We start from the raw sequence: 16063 nt of genomic DNA, 5'->3' as shown, positions 1-16063 counted from the left end.
TAATGCAATTAGAAAAAGTATATATCTAAGTCCTTTTTCTGATGTTGTATTACATTTGTACCTAATACAAGTACGATATATTACTTTATTTGCGTATGTTTTTAAAAGACGATATCTCATAAAAGATTTAAAAAACAATTTTTTAACCGATATAAATAGAACAAGGTAATATTGATAGAATGGATGATGAAATGAGGAATACAGAGCGGCAATTTTTAGAAGAAGAATGGCAACGAATCGAGGATCGTAAACTATTACTTGGGGGGGAAATGGAGCAAAAATTATTGCAGATGCGTGAATTATCAACGGAATCCGCAGATCTAAAAACTTCATATAATAAGAGAAAGATTTTGAATGAGGAGTTTCAACAGCTACAACAAGAACTAAATCAACTAAATGATTTCCTCTTCGTAAGATTACATTAATGGAAGGTGATTTACATGGAAAAGCAATATGAAATAATGCAACAAGCGTTAGTACTAGCTGAAACATTACAAGAAGGAATTTTACATATTCAAACAGAGTTAAATCAAAGCAATTTTTCGAATACGATGTATTTATTTGAAGATGTCGTACATGCGTTTTCATCGATTGAGTCAGCGAATAAGCAGTTAAATGAATCTGTTATTTCAGAAGAATTATTTGAGCAAACAGATAAGGTGAAGAAAGCAATTGAATTAGTTGTAAATCAATATGAATTAGGTAATAAAGGAAAAGTGCAGGAAATATTGCAGTTTAATTTACTACCAGCAATAAAAAGGTGGAGAACCACAATGGAGCAATCATTTCATCCGTTTATATTAAATTAAAAAAGGACTGATTATAGTCTTTCAAAGCTTAACTTAAGGCTTAATTGTGTCAGGAAGTGGTTGGTGGAATTAGTCTAACCATAATGAAACTATATAATAAGTAAGCGGAAATCTTTTTTATTTAATCGAAATTGCTTGATTGCCCATTTGCTCCCTAGCAGCCACAAACTCTTCCCTGGAAGTTTTTTTTTCGTGTGCCATCATATGGATCATTGAAGAAAATACTTTGCTTGTCAAAACCCGTGATAAGAACCGCGTGTAATTTCTTTGTAACCTCAATCGGGCCATTTGGTGTGTGCCATGTAGCAAACTCTTTTTCTTCCAGAGGCTTAAAAGTGATATTGGTGAGAGCCACAACAGGTTTACCGTTAGTAATAGTTTTTATTACACTTTCAAACGGATTACCCGTCATATCGAGAGCTTTATCACCTGCATAATTCCTAGCCAATTAATTGAGTGGATCATGATATACACCATATCCGGGGTTTTCGAGGTTATACATATCACCCACAAAGCCAATGTTTGGATCGCCAAAATAAATGACACCATTTTTCATTGTATATGGTGTATCGTCTTTTTTTATTTTTTCTGAAAGCTTCATTTTAGTAACATCCATGTCATGAAATTGCAGTAACATTGTCAATGATGTAACCTCACAACCTCTGGGAAGTTCGGGATATTGCTGGATAAAAGGAAGTCATCATAATATAATCTCCAAAATTATTTTCATAAATTTAGATACATCCCCCCCCATTTTAAAATAACTCTTCCGTATAGATAAATAGAAAAGAAGATAGAAAGAACAAAACTATATAAACAGGGTGGGGGGTGATAGATTGAAAAAAGTGCTTATAATAGCTTGCTTTGCCTTTTTAATTGCTTGTGGTCAAGGAGAAAACGACATAGAAGCGGAAGCAAATATAGTAGACGAAGAAATGGAAGCTGTATTTTATGAAAATAATATGTTCGAATTAAGTAGTTTGGAAGGTTGGTCACTTGATCAAGAAGCAACTGCTGAAGAAGATCAACACATTATTTTTTCTAATGGAACAACTAAAGTCATTGTTGCGATGGTAAGTAAAGAACAAACCATCGAACAGATGAAAAAGAGTGTAATAGCCTCATTCTCTAAAAAAACAGAAATAATAGAAGAAAAAGAGAATTACCTAGCAATAGAAACGAATCGCAAAGAAAATATTCGTGCAAATGTATACTTCTATGAAGGTTCAGCACATCAGCTAGTGTTTACTTTTATGACACCTGAACAGGACGTGAAGGAAAGTAACAATCGAATAAATGAATTTATTGACAAATTAACCATTTTATAATTAAAGGAGATTACAAATATGAAAATAAAAACATGGCTATCCGTAGCAACAGTTAGTATATTTTTTGCAGGAAATACTACATATGCAAATGAAGCAGAAAATACCATCACACCGGATCAGGAATTATATGACACCTCAATATTAATTGAGGAAACAGAATTGGCACTGACAGAAGATCTAATGGAGAGAGCCTTATTATTAGACGAGTTTGCGAACGATCGTTTGAGTGAGATCGAAGTTTTACTGGAGCAAGGTAATATTAAAGAAGCGGAACAATTAATCGAAGAATATAATACATATCTGGATCGATTAGAAACCGAGTTAGAAGATGCTGAAGAAGAACTGAAAGAATCAGAGGAAGAAACGAATCAGGAAGATGAGGAAATAGATGAAGTAGAATTACCAGACGGGGGGGAAGAAAATGACGGAAGTGAGAACTCCGAGGAAGATGAAGAAACTGAGGATTCTAATGACGAAACTCCAGAAGAAAACACTGATGATCAAGAAGAAACAGATGAAGAAGCGGAAGAAGAGTTAAGAAAAAACGCTCAACACCGAACACTTAAACTTCAAGCATTATTAGAGCGTGAGAATTTACCGGAACAAGCAAAAGCAGGTATTGCCAAAGCACTTGAAAATCAAAAACGTGCCGAGCAAAATTATCTACGGGCAAAATCAAAAAATAAAGACGAAGAAGATGACGAATCATCAGAAAGTGAAGAAATGGAACAACCTCAAGAAGATACGGTTAGTGACAATACCGAAGAGGAAAATGAATCAACAGAAGAATTAGAACAACCTGCAGAAACAAAAACAATACAACAAACAGCTTCTGAAGAGGAAGCAGACGAAAAACAATACACAGATAAGAAAACAAGTAAAGCAGAAGGAAAGATTCAAAAGACACAGATTAAAGTAGAAGAAAAAGCAGAAAAACAACAAGCGAAAGCAATAGAAAAAACAGAAAAGCAACAAACGAAGGTAGAAGAAAAAGTAGAAAAGCAACAAACAAAAGCAGAAGAAAAATCGGAGAAAGCTTTAAATAAAGCAGAAGCTAAACAGGAAAAGGCGGAACAAAAGAAAAATAATGTACCGGAAAAGGCTTTAAAGAATAAGCCAGAGCAAGCTGAAAAATCCACTCATTCACAAAAGGAAAAAGGAAATCAATAATGTATTCGATTTTTTTCGACAAATTTTTAAATTAACCTTTACCAGCTGCAATTTATGGCTTACATTAAAATAGAGATGCTTTATCCTTCAATAAATGTTTATATTCTTGAAGGATAAAGCTTTCTTTTTTAGAGTTCATGAAATGGTGTATAAGGAGAGGGCAGGATGAAGCAAGAAGACATCGAACATTCCATCAACCAAATACAAAATGGGAATGAAGTATTAAGGGAGCAGCTGATTCATTATTATCAACCATATATATTAAGTGTAGTAGGTAAAGTAAGTAAAAAGTATATAACATGGAATGATGACGAAGCTAGTATTGGCTTAATCGCTTTTAATCGTGCAATTGACACTTATAATCCTGAAAAAGGTAGAGCATTTTTAAATTACGTTTATTTAATTATACAGCGGGAATTGATCGATTTTTTCAGAAAAGAAAATTATTATCAAAATGTGAATCAGAAAAATGTAGAACTTTTAACAATAAATGTTAATAAAGCATCGGTTGAACATTTCATGGAAGAACAGAGGTTTAGCACTATTGCGGAGGAAATCATTGATTTAAATGAACAACTGTCACGTTTTTATATACGTTTTGAGGAATTAGAGTCCTATAGTCCGAAACAGAAGCGAACCAGAAAGAAAGTTCTGGAGATTGCCGAAAATTTCATTCAGAATGAAACACATGTTGTACTTTTATTTCGTCGTAAACAATTTCCAATCAAGGACTTTGTGGCGCTCACCAATTATCGTGTTAAAACCATTGAAAAATATCGAAAGTATATTATCGCCATCATTATTATTTTATTACATCCCGAGTGGAAGTATTTACAGTCATATATAAAAGCTAAAGTAAAGGGGGGGGAGAAAATGTGAATTCTACAATTAAAGGAATTGTCATGGAGGTTCAGGAAGATAAAGTGATTGTAATGTGCCAGGATGGAACATTTGTAAATGTACCTCGTAAAGAACATGATATGCCTGTTATTGGTGAGTTTGTGAGCTATCGAATGAAGAAGTCCCCTTTACTTCACTGGAATGGGAAGTTAGCATTACCTCTAGTGTCCATCACAGCCATTCTACTTTTGGTGATCTTCAATTATCCTTTTTCTCCAACGAATCAGCAAGCATATATACTTGCGATCGATATCAATCCTAGTATGGAAGTAGTATTGGATGAAGACTTCAAGGTACTTGATATAGTTGGTTTAAATGAAGATGCAAACAGGGTAATTGCTGATTTAGATGTGGAAGGTAAGAACATCGGTACTGCAATTAATGAAATAGTTGTTCAATTGATAGATGAAAATTACTTATCGCAAGACACTTCTGCTAATGTTACCACCACGTTAATCGATTTGCAGGAAACAGATCAGGGGGGGTTATCGAAAGATGCGGATATCGTGAAAGAACTTTTTTCCGAATCATTTATCAAAAATCATGTTTCTGGAAATATCGAGGTTTATCAAGAAAAAGAAAAATACTATCAAGAAGCAAAAGGTGTCTCCCTTTCCATTAACTCGTATCGTTTGTATCAACAGATGATAGAAAACGAAGAAGAGGTTGAATTGGAAGAAGCTCAAAAAAAGCCGATAAAAGAACTGAATCAAATGGCTGAAAAATCTAAAGAAATAGAAAAACATAAGCAAAAAGAATCGACTTTCTCTCAAGATAAAAAAGAAAAAGTGCAGGAGACGGAAGAGGAATATCAAACTCCACTAAATTCTAAAGGGAATGCAATAGAAAAATCAACGAAATCCGAGCCTTCGAAACAGCAAATTAAAAAGAAGGAAAATATAGATAAACCAGAAAATAATAAAAAATCCACAGCAGAGAAGACACAGAAATCAAGTGTAAAGGCGTCAGAAAACGAACTAGTTCCATCGCAAAATGAGGCGTCACCAAATAGTGAAAACAAGAATGAGTCAGAAGCTAAAGATCCAGCAAGTAGTATTTCTGAAGAAAAACAGCAAAACCAACATGATCCATCATCCTCAAAGCAAGGCAGAGCAAAAGCGGAAGATACTCGCAATAAGGAAAAAGAATTGCCACAGCAACAGGTAAATGAAGATAAAAGCAATAATAAGAAGTAGTCATAAGATATTCATAGTGGATTATGGAAAGATTGTACTATCACTTCATTTTAATAAAAAAAGATACGCATCCAAATGGTATGCGATATGCTCTCTGAATCCATAAACTTGACTACTTCAACAGGCGCGTTTCCGCAATCAATGGTACAAGATTATCAAAAATGTGGGTGTTGCCATCAGGTCCAACAGTGAAACCACCATAATAACGACTCCATGGATAATGGTTGCGAAACGTAAGCATTTGCTCATACAGTCGCTGAGCTAGTTCGCGTTCATTTAATTCAAGGCAATACCAAATCAAAAATCCATAAACAGCAGGGGGGGATTCATAGTCTACTGTGGGCAATTTAGTAGAAAGATCATATATACCATTAATTTCGCTGTTTGTATCCATATTTTCTTTAATAAATTGCAAGAAAGCTGGAGAGTGATAACCTGCAAGGGCTTGATGATAGGCGGTGATGGCCTGATCAATCATATGACTTGCCGGTCATAGAAGTATTGCTGATTGCCGATATGGTATGATTTCGGGTAGAAGCCATTTTTCACATCCGCATCTGTTAAGACTACTAACATGTTATCGTATGTTTCTGAATTTAACAGCTTACGTTCATACATATCTTTAAGAGCATCCGGATTAATATATGATAAGGTAATCACGTCTGAAGTAACCTGGTAATGGTGATCATAAAAATCCGTTAATAGATGTTCCTTCCTATTGTGTTCAAATAAATAGGAAGCAATTAAATTGGCAGTATGCGCATAATTTTTTCCTTCCCAAAGAGCTTCCGCTTGATACAGTGCTTCAATGATTCGTAAATCATCCACCAGTGCATTAGTGACTACTTCGATCGTGCCTGCTTCTGTTAGTTTCCATGGAATAAAACCATCTTTATCCAAAAAGGATTTCTGTAAAATCGAATATGCTTTGCCAAATAAGGCAGCATCTTGCTTTTCGACCGCATACATCATCCAAAGACCAAGTGATTCAGATAATGCTTCTCGTCCTTTTACCAAATCATCATCTTCTTGCTCACCTTCTAGGACATAGGTTGCTAATGTATCATTTTGATTGACAAACCACTTTTCTATAAATGATTCAGTTGAAAAGCGGTGATTTTTAGAAAACAAAATTATGCTGACTATCATGATAAACACCACCATTATGATAATTGTAATTAGGATCTTTTTATTCAACGTCATCTGCTCCAATCGTTGCTATGCTGTCTTCTTATTTTTTGCATCTTTCTGACTAAAGCGTTTTGTTTTATACCAGGTTACTTCCTGTTTTAACAGGACTCGCTTCACTTCAATGAATGCCGCATAGACAACTAAAAATAGCCACATCTGAGAATAAGTAAAATACATTAATATAACAGTTAGGACATTCTTCTTTGTTAATTGATCTTTTTCAAAACTCAAGGCCAGCAATTCTTCTATAATAAATAATAAAAAACCAGAAATTAACAGGAGATAGGAAACAAAGCCGACCGATAGTTGCACATCAAAAATTAAACTCGCCAGAAACAAGGAATGAGATAAAATCACGCCACCAAAAAAGAATACATACGTAAACATAAAATAAATTAAATCAAGTCCAACGCGCTTATGCTTTAATTTAAAAAAGTGAAAGAAGAATTTAAAAATAACATATAGATTGCCCCGGGCCCAACGCGTTCGCTGTCGCCACCAGACTTTAAGTGTCTCCGGTTCCTGCTCCCAGGTAATCGCGTTAGGAAAGAACCGAATGTGATAGCCTAAATCATAAATTCGAAAGCTAAGTTCGGTATCCTCTGATAATGCTCCCTCATCCCAGCCATTTAGTTCTTCTAAGATCGACTTTCTTACTGCAAAGTTTGTTCCGGGAATGGTAGCAAGCTTGAACCAGAACCATCTGCCAGCCTGGGCTAACCACTGAAATGTTAAGGTTTCAATATTGATGAGTCTTGTTAAGAAATTTTTGTTGGCATTTAAAACGCGGAACTTTCCTACAACAGCACCTGCTTTAGGATCATTCACTAATCCAAGTACAAGCCAATAGATTGCATCAGGTTCAGGCGTGTTGTCTGCATCATACACACAAATAATTTCCCCGGTTGTATGGGCTAATCCATTATTAAGGGCAGCAGATTTTCCTTTTCCACCATTTGGAGGTTTTGTATGAATCACTTCGATAAAAGGGAATCGTTTTCCATACGCTTCACAAATTTCCCCTGTGCGATCATTAGAATTATCATTAATTACAAGCACCTGTAATTGTTCCGTGGGATAAGTTAGATTACTCATTGCTTCAAGTGTGTCTTCGATTACCATTTCTTCATTATGAGCAGGTATCAGAATACTGACAGTTGGATAATATGGAACGTTTTGTTGCCACTGTTTGGCCGTTTCCTTAAATTGTCTGGATAATAAATTCCCACCTTGCATCAAAAAGATATGATAAAAAAGCATCCCCCCATATAATTAGTAATGCAATCATCATTAAAAAATCTGCCATTGATATGCCCTCCTTCGTTATCACGGTTCTACTCGTCTAAAAAGCCTTCACTTTAAAAATTAAACAACTCGCTTCAGTCTAAGTCGTCTTTTTACTTTTCTTTGTTGTATTTTTGATTTTGCAATATAGAAACTAAAAACAGATACCGCAGTTAACCCGGCACTAGCTAGCGCCCAAAGGGATTTATGTAGTAAGCCTAATAGTTTGTCTGCGAATAGCTGTGGATTTGAAAGATACAGTTGAAGATAATTTATCTCTGTTGTTATTTGACCGTTGCCTGATGCAATGATGATGTGCTCTGTCTGACTTTTATTTTTAATTTTTTTTAAATCTATCCACTCGATACCTTCGATTTTTTCCAGATCATTCATCAATTCCTTGAAAGATTCTAAACCAAAACCTTTTTCATTTAATAGGTAAGGGTGAAAAAAGGCAGCCAATGTGCCATCACGTAATAATTGATGATGCTTAGCATTTTCTTTAATATTTTCGAGTGCCATTTCTTTTTCTTGCTTATTCTCAAGGGCTATCTCTGCGTCTGTCTTATTTCTGTTATTTTTTGTATCATTTGCAAGGAAGCCAAGTGTTTCAGGTAATAATTGCATTCCATGAAAAAATGTTGGACTGCTAATGTAGGGAACTGTAGTCATGCTTTTCCAATTATGATCACTTATCTGTACCTGGCCAACATAGGTTGAAAAATGTTCAGATACCACACGATAACCGTTTTGTGACATCGTGTAATGTGGTGCTTCAAATGCTAATGGATATAGTCCATTGTTAACTAGTTCCTGTATTCCTTTTTTTATTCTATCTTCGACATACTTACTTTCAAATGCTATCTGTTCCTGCTGAAATTCTTGATAGACTTGTTTATTTGCAAAATCTTCTTCAGTTTTTATGATAGCGGGTTGATCTGCTTCTTGATATACAGGCCGATTATTATTTACATCCCAGAATTCAAATCCTTCGCCTGTTTCATCATCTCGATATTGATGGGTGTAGCCATGCATGACAATACTTCCGCCATTTTCCTGCATATATTGTAAGACTTCTAATAATTTTGGGTAATCAGAAAAATGATGTAATTTTCCTGTCTCTGGATTTTTGTAAACAGGTATGACCGCAATCATGTAGGGCATTTCACGTCTTTTTAACTCTTTCGCAATTTTCATTAATGCATTAGGATCAACCAGCGGATGAATGTCCTCTAGACGAATGTACGCGGGATGTTTTTCATCATGTTTAACTTCAAATACCTCATGTAGTACTTCTCCAAAAATGATTGTTGAAGGTGGATCGAGATTATCTGAAGCATAATAATATGTTTTATTATGCTGCATAAATAACGGAAATTCCTGATCCATTCCATTTACACCCTCAGCTAATATCTTGGTTTTTTGATTGACTTCGGTAGTAAATACCACTCTGGATGATTCGACTGTCATCTTCTGCTCGCGATTGTCAGACAATCTCATTTTGATAAAGCCTGCATCTTCTCCAACCGTTACAAAATTGAATCGATCCCCTAATTGCTTACTATTATGTCCTAGAGCTACCATCACACCATCATAATTATTTAACAGTTGTCGAAAAGTCTGCGAAATCCTATCCTTGACTTGCCCATAATAGAAAAGGTGGGTAATTTCTTGTAAATCTTGTTCTGTTACTTCAGAGACAGCTTTAAATTTGATATCAGAAGTGAAATGACCAATTAAGGAATCCAGTATTCGCTGATGATGATCTACTTGTTGATCTTCAGAAGAATATACGACTAATACTTTAAAATCATCTCGACTTTCGGCTTTAATAATGGGAATATCCATTATGGATAATAACAAAATTACAATAATGTACCATTTTATGTTTTTATAACTCACATTTCATACCTCCAGTTTTAAAAAAGAAGTGCAATATATTCTTTATAAAGAACAATGAATTAAAAATAATTACTTCCTAACTCGATAGGAAGCGAAAGTTAAGATGACAATTAACCCAATGCCAAATAATGCCCAATAAAGTTCCTCCTTTAAAAGTCTTAACTGATCTCCAAATGTCAGGGAAACGGATTGCTCTTCTAATACTTCATTCGTTGATTGCAACGCACTTTTTGATTGGGATGAATCGAAAGTGTCCCCCCCGTTTAGTGTGCTTTTTTCTTATCATTATCTGAAGATTGTTGAAATTTAATCTTATTTGGAAACGCATCATTGTAGATTTCTTGTAAATCAATCCATTCTATATGTGATTGCTTTTCAAATTCTGATACAAGTTCAGTCAGCTGATCCTTTCCAAGAAAGGGATGATAAAATCCACTAATCACTCCGTCACGTACAATTGACGTTTCGGTTATATGTTCTCGTATTTGAGCTAATGAATTCGGTTCATTATATTCTATATAACGAACAGTTTCTGGAAATAACGTCATCCCATTTAAAAAGTTAGGGTTTGAAATTGTCGGTGATTCTGTCATGACTCTCCAGTCTTGGTCAGATAATTGTACTTGTCCAATATAGAATGGAAAATAATCCGATATGACTTGATAACCATTTTGGCTCATGGCATAGTGAGGAGCTTCAAAAGCAATTGGATAAAGTTGAACTTTTTCTAATTCGGCCATTCCCTTTTTGATTCTTTCTTTTATATACTCCGTTTCAAATTTTTTCTTATCCTCAAGATACTTTTTATATTCCGTTGAATCTGCAAAGTCTTTTTCAGATTTAATTATTTCTAATTGATTTGGCGGAAAGTAAATGGGTTGATTATGTTGTTTGTCCCAAAATTCAAAGCCATCTCCTGTTGGGTTGTTCCCATATTGATCTGTGTAACCATGAAGTACGAAACTTCCGCCATTGTTCTGCATAAATTGCAAAACATCAACTAATTTTGAGTTATCGGACAGATGGAATTCTTCTTTTGTTTTTGGATTTTTATATACTGGAATAACCGAAACTAAGTAGGGAATATCTTTGTTCTTTAAATAGGTTGCGATTTCCATCAAATCCTCACCAATTAGCTTCGGATGTATGTCCTCTAAACGTAGCATTGCTTTATTTACATGGTCGTGTTCCACACTGAAATAAAAGTGTAATGCATCTGCCAGAAAGTGAGAAACAGGTGAAAAAAGATTAGTGGTTGCCAGATAAAAATGATTATTTCTCTTTACCATTAATGGGTAAGTATTATTATTTTTCTTTACCTTCACTAGTGTTTGCTGCTTTTTGTCTTCTTTTATAAATGGGAAGAGTTCTACATTTCGATTTGTTAACTGTTTGTCATCCACATTAGAATGGTAGCTTCTTCTAGATATATGGTATCACGATCGATTTTCCAATAGGAGGAAAGCTGTTCAATGTTATGACCAATTGCAAGAAGTGGACCGGTAAAACTATTAATCAATTTCACTGTGTTACTAGGTATTTCTTCATCGATGGTACCTTGATAGACTAAATGAGTAGTTTTTGATAGATCAGATTTTGTTACATGAGAGCTATGTCGAAATGTAATATTTTCTGAGAAATGCGCCAATTGCAATTCTAATAATCGCTGATACTCATCGATTTGGTCTTCATTGGAAGAAAAGACCACTAATACATGAATCGAATCTGTTTGTTTAGCTTGTAAGGTGTTAGAAGATACTAACAGTGGTACACTCATACATATAAACATTACAGTGATGAGACGATGAATAAGATTCATAAAAAGCACTCCGTTTCTTTTTTTGTTCTATATATAGAACAATATAATATTTACAAAAGAAACGCAAGTCTTTTTAGTTGAATTGTACTAAAATCATTAATAAAACCATTAGGAAATATATGTGTGAGTAGGTTATTAGAATTTATTTATTGTAAATATTCAAAAAAGAATATGGATGGAGGCCTAACGAATGAGTAAAATTTGTTCAATTTAACGAACAATTTAATTGTTATTTATTTAAATGTTTCCATAATAGGAAGCTGATTTACATTATCATTCTTTTTTAAAATAATTTTATTGCTTATCCAACCTGAGTTGCCTTGGTTAATTTCTATTAATAACCAGGTGCATCCATCTTTATGCATCATTTCTTTGTTTCTATAAACTATTCATAAGTTCTGAATAATAAGACAAATGAATTACTTCTATATAATTCAGTTCTAAAGTCGCGAGAAATATTATACTATATTTTAACGAGTAATAGAAGTGGGGAAATTTTTGGGAATATTCGCATATGAAATTATCTGGATGAAGGCTAAACTTACACATGTATGATTTAAGGAGTTAAAAAATAATGTACAGAGGGCATGAATACTAGCAAGTTCAAACTTTTCGAATTTACGTTTGGTTTATTGATTACGAGATATATTATTGTTTATTTTAAAACGAGATTCTAACCTTTTTATTACATCAAGTGGTTGTGGTCTAGCCAATAAAAATCCCTGTACGATCGAAACGCCAATTTTTTTAGCCATATCTAAATCCTCAGGGATCTCAATACCTTCTAGTACAAATTTTGTATCCGTATTTAAACAATAGGTGACAATAGATCGTACCATTTCTTGTTTCCGATTAGAGCTTGCTAAATGCTTTGCAAAATAACGATCCATTTTTACATAATCGGGCTGAAGTTCTATGATGGCTTGTAAGGAAGACGCACCTTTTCCGACATCATCAATTGCAATATAATAACCCTCATTTTGCAGTTCATATACACTATCCCTAATTGAATCTACATTTTGATTGACTTCTGATTCATTGATTTCAATAATTATTTGATTTGGCGTTATTTTAGTTTCTAACAGTGCTTTATTAAGCAGTTCAGAAAATTCCACATGAGCGAGATTAGATGGAAATACATTTAATAATAACTTTTTATTATTTGAAGAACTTTTTAGAATTGAGTCATACGAATGAAGTGCTTTCGAAACAGATCGCATTTCTAAATCAAAAAAACGATTGGTTCGACTTGCTTTATCAAAAAGAATCTCAGGATTTTTGAACAATTTGGTACGTAGTAAGGCTTCGTAGCCAATAGGGTTCAGTGATTCTAAATCATATAATGCTTGAAAATGATGTTCGAATTTTTCGTTATCGATTAGATCGTTAATTTTCGCAATTGACATGTAAATCCCCCCTATATGACAAACGCACTATATGACTAATAGTTAATTAATACATTAATTAAAATAATTAATTATACCTATTATTTTACATCATAAATCTAGTTTTTTCTACATTTTTTACAGAAAAATATTTTACTTATTGAAACCAACTAGTTATTTAAATAAAACATATTAATATGAAGAAATTCGAGGTAATGATGTTAGAAGAATATATATTAGTGGAAGATCAAGATGTCAAAATGAAATTCATGGAAGCAGATGTGACGGAAAAGGAAGCATAGATGTAAAAGCCACTTCGGCTTGCCTATTTCACTTTTACCCAAAGGTATAAGTCAACATCTGCTCAAGCAAACTTTCACGGTGTATCCTATATCGTGGAGGCGTGCTCTTCAACTAACTTTGTAAAGAAAACCACTTTACAAAGTGGATTTTCAGATCACGCTGATCCCTCAAAAGTCGAAATGGGCGCCTACGCTGTATAATATTTTACAATGAATGCAAGCAGCAGAATTTCGGCCTTTCAATCTCTATTTATAGTCATCATCCGTTTAAAAAGGTCAAAAAGATACTTGTCACAATCGTTGTAGAGGAAATCAAGAGCGAAGGCGCTCGCTTTCACTCCTACGGGATGTTTTTATCTGAAGATCCACTTTGGCTTGCCAAAGTTAGCTGAGGAGAAAAACCGTGTAAAGGGAAGCGGACAAGCTGGAGCGGATTGTTACTCAGTTATACCAGATCATAATTATCTTATCAGTTATTGCACATCATCTATCTTATATGCAATTAAAAAATTCGAACGATAAAAAATTTTAATCACAGAATTAACATTATCGTTCGGATTTAGTTTTTTTAAATTACATTCAATTGTCACATCCGCTTTTAATTTGTCCTTTTCCTTTTAGAAAAAAGGATATATATACTGCCAATTAGAAGTAATCCAGCTCCAATTAATAAGAAATTAAAGATAAATGATGCTGTATCTGGCATTCTTGCACCACTATCGCCGTTGCTATCTGTAGTGATGTCAAAGGATGTTTCTTCTTCGTTTGTCTCGTCAAAAGCAGTAATTATTATTTCAGCTTGAGTGGTTAATCCCTGAAATTCATTACCGAGCTCTGGAGGGAAAAGGATATGAAAATTAACTTTTTCAGTTGCATTAGCAGCTAATAAGAGTCCGTTCACTTTATTAAAGTTTGCTAATTTATCATTGAAGACTATCTCATCATTTATTTTTACTTCTAACTCTAGATTGTTATAGAACATTTCTGATCCGTCTAGGTACGTAACATGTAGGTCATATTGAATCTCTTGAGGTGTTTGATTAGTAATCGTTAATTCTCGGTCTGACCAGTCGCCAGGCTTTAGATTCTCTAAATCAAATAATTGGTTGCTATTTGAGAAAGAACCTGAAATGCTAATTAAATCATTTTCCTCATTATTTATCTCTTCTTCAGCAGAAACTTGTAAGGAATACACGAACATTAATAGCATTAGGCAACATATTGTAACAGTTTTCTTCATCGTAAACACCTACCTTTAAAAGTAACTACATGTACTTATTTTTACCACATACATATAGCTAAAATTTTAACTTTCTTGTGACATTTCGTTTTTAGGCTTTTTAGAATTTTTCTCAAGCTCGAGTATAATTTTTATGATGGTAAAACCACCATAACCGATTAGAAAGATGCCAGGAATAATAAGCAACAAGGCACTATTTGCAGGTGTTTGAGTATAATTAATTAAATAGCCTAGATATGGAATGGTTACTCCTTTGTATATTGCAATGATATTTTCTTGCTGTACCAATTCATTGTCAGGAGCATTATTGTTATCGCCCTTTGTTTTATAAAGTGTATGCTCGCCACTTTCAACAATATCAACAATTCTGTGCGTAATTAACTTTTCTGACTTATCAATAAAGGTAATAATATCGTCCTTTTTTACAGGAGTATTTTTATTATATTGTTCAACTGCTATGACGGAACCAGTTTTAAAAGCGGGCTCCATGGAACCAGAAAGTACTACTTTTAATTGATGTCCAAAAATCTCAGGTTCTCCACCATTTATTCGTGTCATCAAAACGAAAGCAGAAAGAGTAATTAAAATGACAATAAGAAAAGTAGTGATGGTATTACTCAGAATTTTCATTATCCGTTTGATTGGTAGTGATTTTTTCTTGTACCTTGTTTCCTGTATTGGTTCCATCTTCTTCACCTTCCTCTTTTGCAGGTTCTTTAGGCTTTTGTTGATCTATTGGTGTCGTATCTTCACCAGCAGTTTTATCTTCATTTTGGACAGGCGTATTTTCGAAATCATTTTGGTTTTGCTTTTCCTCTGTTTCATGCTCGTTTATGTCTTTTTTCTTCGTTTTGAATCTCTTTTAGTTCTTCTTCAGGTGACTTCTTCTCTATGATCTTTTCTTCTATGTCTTCAGGAATGTCAGCAGAGTCTGTTAATGTTTCGTTTTCTTCTAGTTCTTCATTTGGTTGTTCTTCATCTTCGCATGCGACTGTTAGGATCTCACTCCAAACAAATTGTTGCGTACCTTCTTCATCTTGATACATTGGCCGTTGATTTACTTTCAGTTGATAGTGTCCTTCAATTAAATCACTGAACACTACAACATTAGTATCATTTTCAAGGATAGGGAACAATGTGCCATTTTCTACTACAGTTCCGCTATCTGAAGGTGTTCCATCTGCAGAAAAATACAATTGGTATGTAGTACTATCTAACATGTCAAAGCCTGAATTATGAATGGTAAAAGATATGTTGTATGTGGGGGCAAGCTTCTAGTTCCTGTAGCTCATCTGTAATCGATAAGTCACTTCCATCCCACCATGTGCCAGCTTGAATAGTAAAAGTATCTTCAGATTTATTGAAAAATTTAGATTCAGTTGCCATAACTGAAAATGAAAGAAACGACAGTAATAGAATTAGAATTAGTAGGAGTAAGATTGCGTTTTTACGAATAATTGAGAAATGATACATGAGTTTCATAGACTATCCTCCTTAAGAGCTTTTATAATCTTTGTGAATCCTCCTTTTTATCCAA

17 protein-coding genes and 2 pseudogenes are annotated in these 16063 nt (G+C 34.0%); 6 read left to right on the top strand and 13 right to left on the bottom strand.

Annotated elements, in window-relative coordinates; all coding sequences use genetic code 11:
• Positions 1–179: 179 nt before the first annotated feature.
• Complete coding sequence (locus JCM21714_RS13835) at positions 180–425, top strand: hypothetical protein (protein WP_035725211.1); 246 nt, start codon at positions 180–182, stop codon at positions 423–425.
• A gap of 15 nt (positions 426–440) precedes the next feature.
• Entirely contained in the window at positions 441–809 is a 369-nt protein-coding gene (locus JCM21714_RS13830) for a DUF8042 domain-containing protein (RefSeq protein ID WP_035725208.1), read from the top strand.
• Positions 810–963: 154 nt separating this feature from the next.
• Here the strand turns inward: JCM21714_RS13830 and JCM21714_RS21940 are convergent.
• A pseudogene (locus JCM21714_RS21940) lies at positions 964–1497 on the bottom strand (C39 family peptidase).
• A 148-nt stretch (positions 1498–1645) separates the two neighbouring features.
• On the opposite strand from JCM21714_RS21940, the gene JCM21714_RS13820 reads away from it, so the two are divergent.
• The 4 genes from JCM21714_RS13820 to JCM21714_RS13805 all read left to right on the top strand — a co-directional run bounded on the left by JCM21714_RS13820 (position 1646) and on the right by JCM21714_RS13805 (position 5403).
• Positions 1646–2137: a hypothetical protein gene (locus JCM21714_RS13820; RefSeq protein WP_035725207.1), complete on the top strand. Its 492-nt coding sequence runs from the start codon at positions 1646–1648 to the stop codon at positions 2135–2137.
• Positions 2138–2155: 18 nt separating this feature from the next.
• Positions 2156–3307: a DUF5667 domain-containing protein gene (locus JCM21714_RS18650; protein ID WP_052000717.1), complete on the top strand. Its 1152-nt coding sequence runs from the start codon at positions 2156–2158 to the stop codon at positions 3305–3307.
• 165 nt (positions 3308–3472) lie between these two features.
• Positions 3473–4186, top strand: a complete 714-nt coding sequence (gene sigI, locus JCM21714_RS13810; RefSeq protein WP_035725205.1) for an RNA polymerase sigma-I factor — start codon at positions 3473–3475, stop codon at positions 4184–4186.
• Complete coding sequence (locus JCM21714_RS13805; protein ID WP_035725202.1) at positions 4183–5403, top strand: anti-sigma-I factor RsgI family protein; 1221 nt, start codon at positions 4183–4185, stop codon at positions 5401–5403. The genes sigI and JCM21714_RS13805 overlap by 4 nt, the downstream gene beginning before the upstream one ends.
• Before the next feature lie 112 nt (positions 5404–5515).
• Here the strand turns inward: JCM21714_RS13805 and JCM21714_RS18645 are convergent, their stop codons facing one another.
• The 12 genes and pseudogenes from JCM21714_RS18645 to JCM21714_RS13755 form a co-directional block, all read right to left on the bottom strand.
• On the bottom strand, positions 5516–5881 hold the full coding sequence (locus tag JCM21714_RS18645) for a hypothetical protein (protein ID WP_052000714.1): 366 nt from the start codon (positions 5879–5881) through the stop codon (positions 5516–5518).
• Complete coding sequence (locus JCM21714_RS18640) at positions 5878–6552, bottom strand: glycosyl hydrolase family 8 (RefSeq protein WP_052000713.1); 675 nt, start codon at positions 6550–6552, stop codon at positions 5878–5880. Before JCM21714_RS18640 ends, JCM21714_RS18645 begins: the two co-directional genes overlap by 4 nt.
• Before the next feature lie 69 nt (positions 6553–6621).
• Positions 6622–7900 (bottom strand): annotated as a pseudogene (locus tag JCM21714_RS13795) (glycosyltransferase family 2 protein).
• 59 nt (positions 7901–7959) lie between these two features.
• Positions 7960–9780 carry a DUF2334 domain-containing protein gene (locus tag JCM21714_RS13790; RefSeq protein ID WP_052000710.1) on the bottom strand — a complete coding sequence of 607 codons (1821 nt, stop codon included), beginning with the start codon at positions 9778–9780 and terminating at the stop codon, positions 7960–7962.
• A 69-nt stretch (positions 9781–9849) separates the two neighbouring features.
• Complete coding sequence (locus JCM21714_RS20195) at positions 9850–10002, bottom strand: hypothetical protein (RefSeq protein ID WP_158413525.1); 153 nt, start codon at positions 10000–10002, stop codon at positions 9850–9852.
• Positions 10003–10043: 41 nt separating this feature from the next.
• Positions 10044–11183 carry a polysaccharide deacetylase family protein gene (locus JCM21714_RS13785; RefSeq protein WP_052000708.1) on the bottom strand — a complete coding sequence of 380 codons (1140 nt, stop codon included), beginning with the start codon at positions 11181–11183 and terminating at the stop codon, positions 10044–10046.
• Positions 11165–11599: a hypothetical protein gene (locus JCM21714_RS13780; protein WP_035725199.1), complete on the bottom strand. Its 435-nt coding sequence runs from the start codon at positions 11597–11599 to the stop codon at positions 11165–11167. The genes JCM21714_RS13785 and JCM21714_RS13780 overlap by 19 nt, the downstream gene beginning before the upstream one ends.
• A 629-nt stretch (positions 11600–12228) precedes the next feature.
• Positions 12229–13005: an EAL domain-containing protein gene (locus JCM21714_RS13775; RefSeq protein WP_052000706.1), complete on the bottom strand. Its 777-nt coding sequence runs from the start codon at positions 13003–13005 to the stop codon at positions 12229–12231.
• An 879-nt stretch (positions 13006–13884) separates the two neighbouring features.
• Entirely contained in the window at positions 13885–14526 is a 642-nt protein-coding gene (locus JCM21714_RS13770; RefSeq protein ID WP_035725196.1) for an LPxTATN C-terminal sorting signal domain, read from the bottom strand.
• A 66-nt stretch (positions 14527–14592) separates the two neighbouring features.
• Positions 14593–15213 carry a signal peptidase I SipW gene (gene sipW, locus JCM21714_RS13765; protein WP_052000704.1) on the bottom strand — a complete coding sequence of 207 codons (621 nt, stop codon included), beginning with the start codon at positions 15211–15213 and terminating at the stop codon, positions 14593–14595.
• Positions 15214–15347: 134 nt separating this feature from the next.
• Entirely contained in the window at positions 15348–15746 is a 399-nt protein-coding gene (locus JCM21714_RS13760) for a hypothetical protein (RefSeq protein WP_035725193.1), read from the bottom strand.
• A 13-nt stretch (positions 15747–15759) separates the two neighbouring features.
• Positions 15760–16008, bottom strand: a complete 249-nt coding sequence (locus JCM21714_RS13755; RefSeq protein WP_035725190.1) for a hypothetical protein — start codon at positions 16006–16008, stop codon at positions 15760–15762.
• Positions 16009–16063 lie beyond the last annotated feature (55 nt).

The sequence above is a fragment of the Gracilibacillus boraciitolerans JCM 21714 genome (genome assembly GCF_000521485.1).
In the GTDB taxonomy this organism is placed as follows: Bacteria; Bacillota; Bacilli; order Bacillales; family Amphibacillaceae; genus Gracilibacillus; species Gracilibacillus boraciitolerans.
The sequence above is the reverse complement of the archived record's forward strand: the minus strand, read 5'-3'. Positions and strand labels throughout refer to the sequence as shown.

Bases quoted from the DNA above. Each gene is read 5' to 3' on its own strand.
- sipW (WP_052000704.1), bottom strand. From the start codon at position 15,213: ATGGAACCAATACAGGAAACAAGGTACAAGAAAAAATCACTACCAATC.
- sigI (WP_035725205.1), top strand. From the start codon at position 3,473: ATGAAGCAAGAAGACATCGAACATTCCATCAACCAAATACAAAATGGG.
- JCM21714_RS13755 (WP_035725190.1), bottom strand. From the start codon at position 16,008: ATGAAACTCATGTATCATTTCTCAATTATTCGTAAAAACGCAATCTTA.
- JCM21714_RS18645 (WP_052000714.1), bottom strand. From the start codon at position 5,881: ATGATTGATCAGGCCATCACCGCCTATCATCAAGCCCTTGCAGGTTAT.
- JCM21714_RS13830 (WP_035725208.1), top strand. From the start codon at position 441: ATGGAAAAGCAATATGAAATAATGCAACAAGCGTTAGTACTAGCTGAA.
- JCM21714_RS13835 (WP_035725211.1), top strand. From the start codon at position 180: ATGGATGATGAAATGAGGAATACAGAGCGGCAATTTTTAGAAGAAGAA.
- JCM21714_RS18640 (WP_052000713.1), bottom strand. From the start codon at position 6,552: ATGATAGTCAGCATAATTTTGTTTTCTAAAAATCACCGCTTTTCAACT.
- JCM21714_RS13770 (WP_035725196.1), bottom strand. From the start codon at position 14,526: ATGAAGAAAACTGTTACAATATGTTGCCTAATGCTATTAATGTTCGTG.
- JCM21714_RS13775 (WP_052000706.1), bottom strand. From the start codon at position 13,005: ATGTCAATTGCGAAAATTAACGATCTAATCGATAACGAAAAATTCGAA.
- JCM21714_RS18650 (WP_052000717.1), top strand. From the start codon at position 2,156: ATGAAAATAAAAACATGGCTATCCGTAGCAACAGTTAGTATATTTTTT.
- JCM21714_RS13760 (WP_035725193.1), bottom strand. From the start codon at position 15,746: ATGTTAGATAGTACTACATACCAATTGTATTTTTCTGCAGATGGAACA.
- JCM21714_RS13780 (WP_035725199.1), bottom strand. From the start codon at position 11,599: ATGAATCTTATTCATCGTCTCATCACTGTAATGTTTATATGTATGAGT.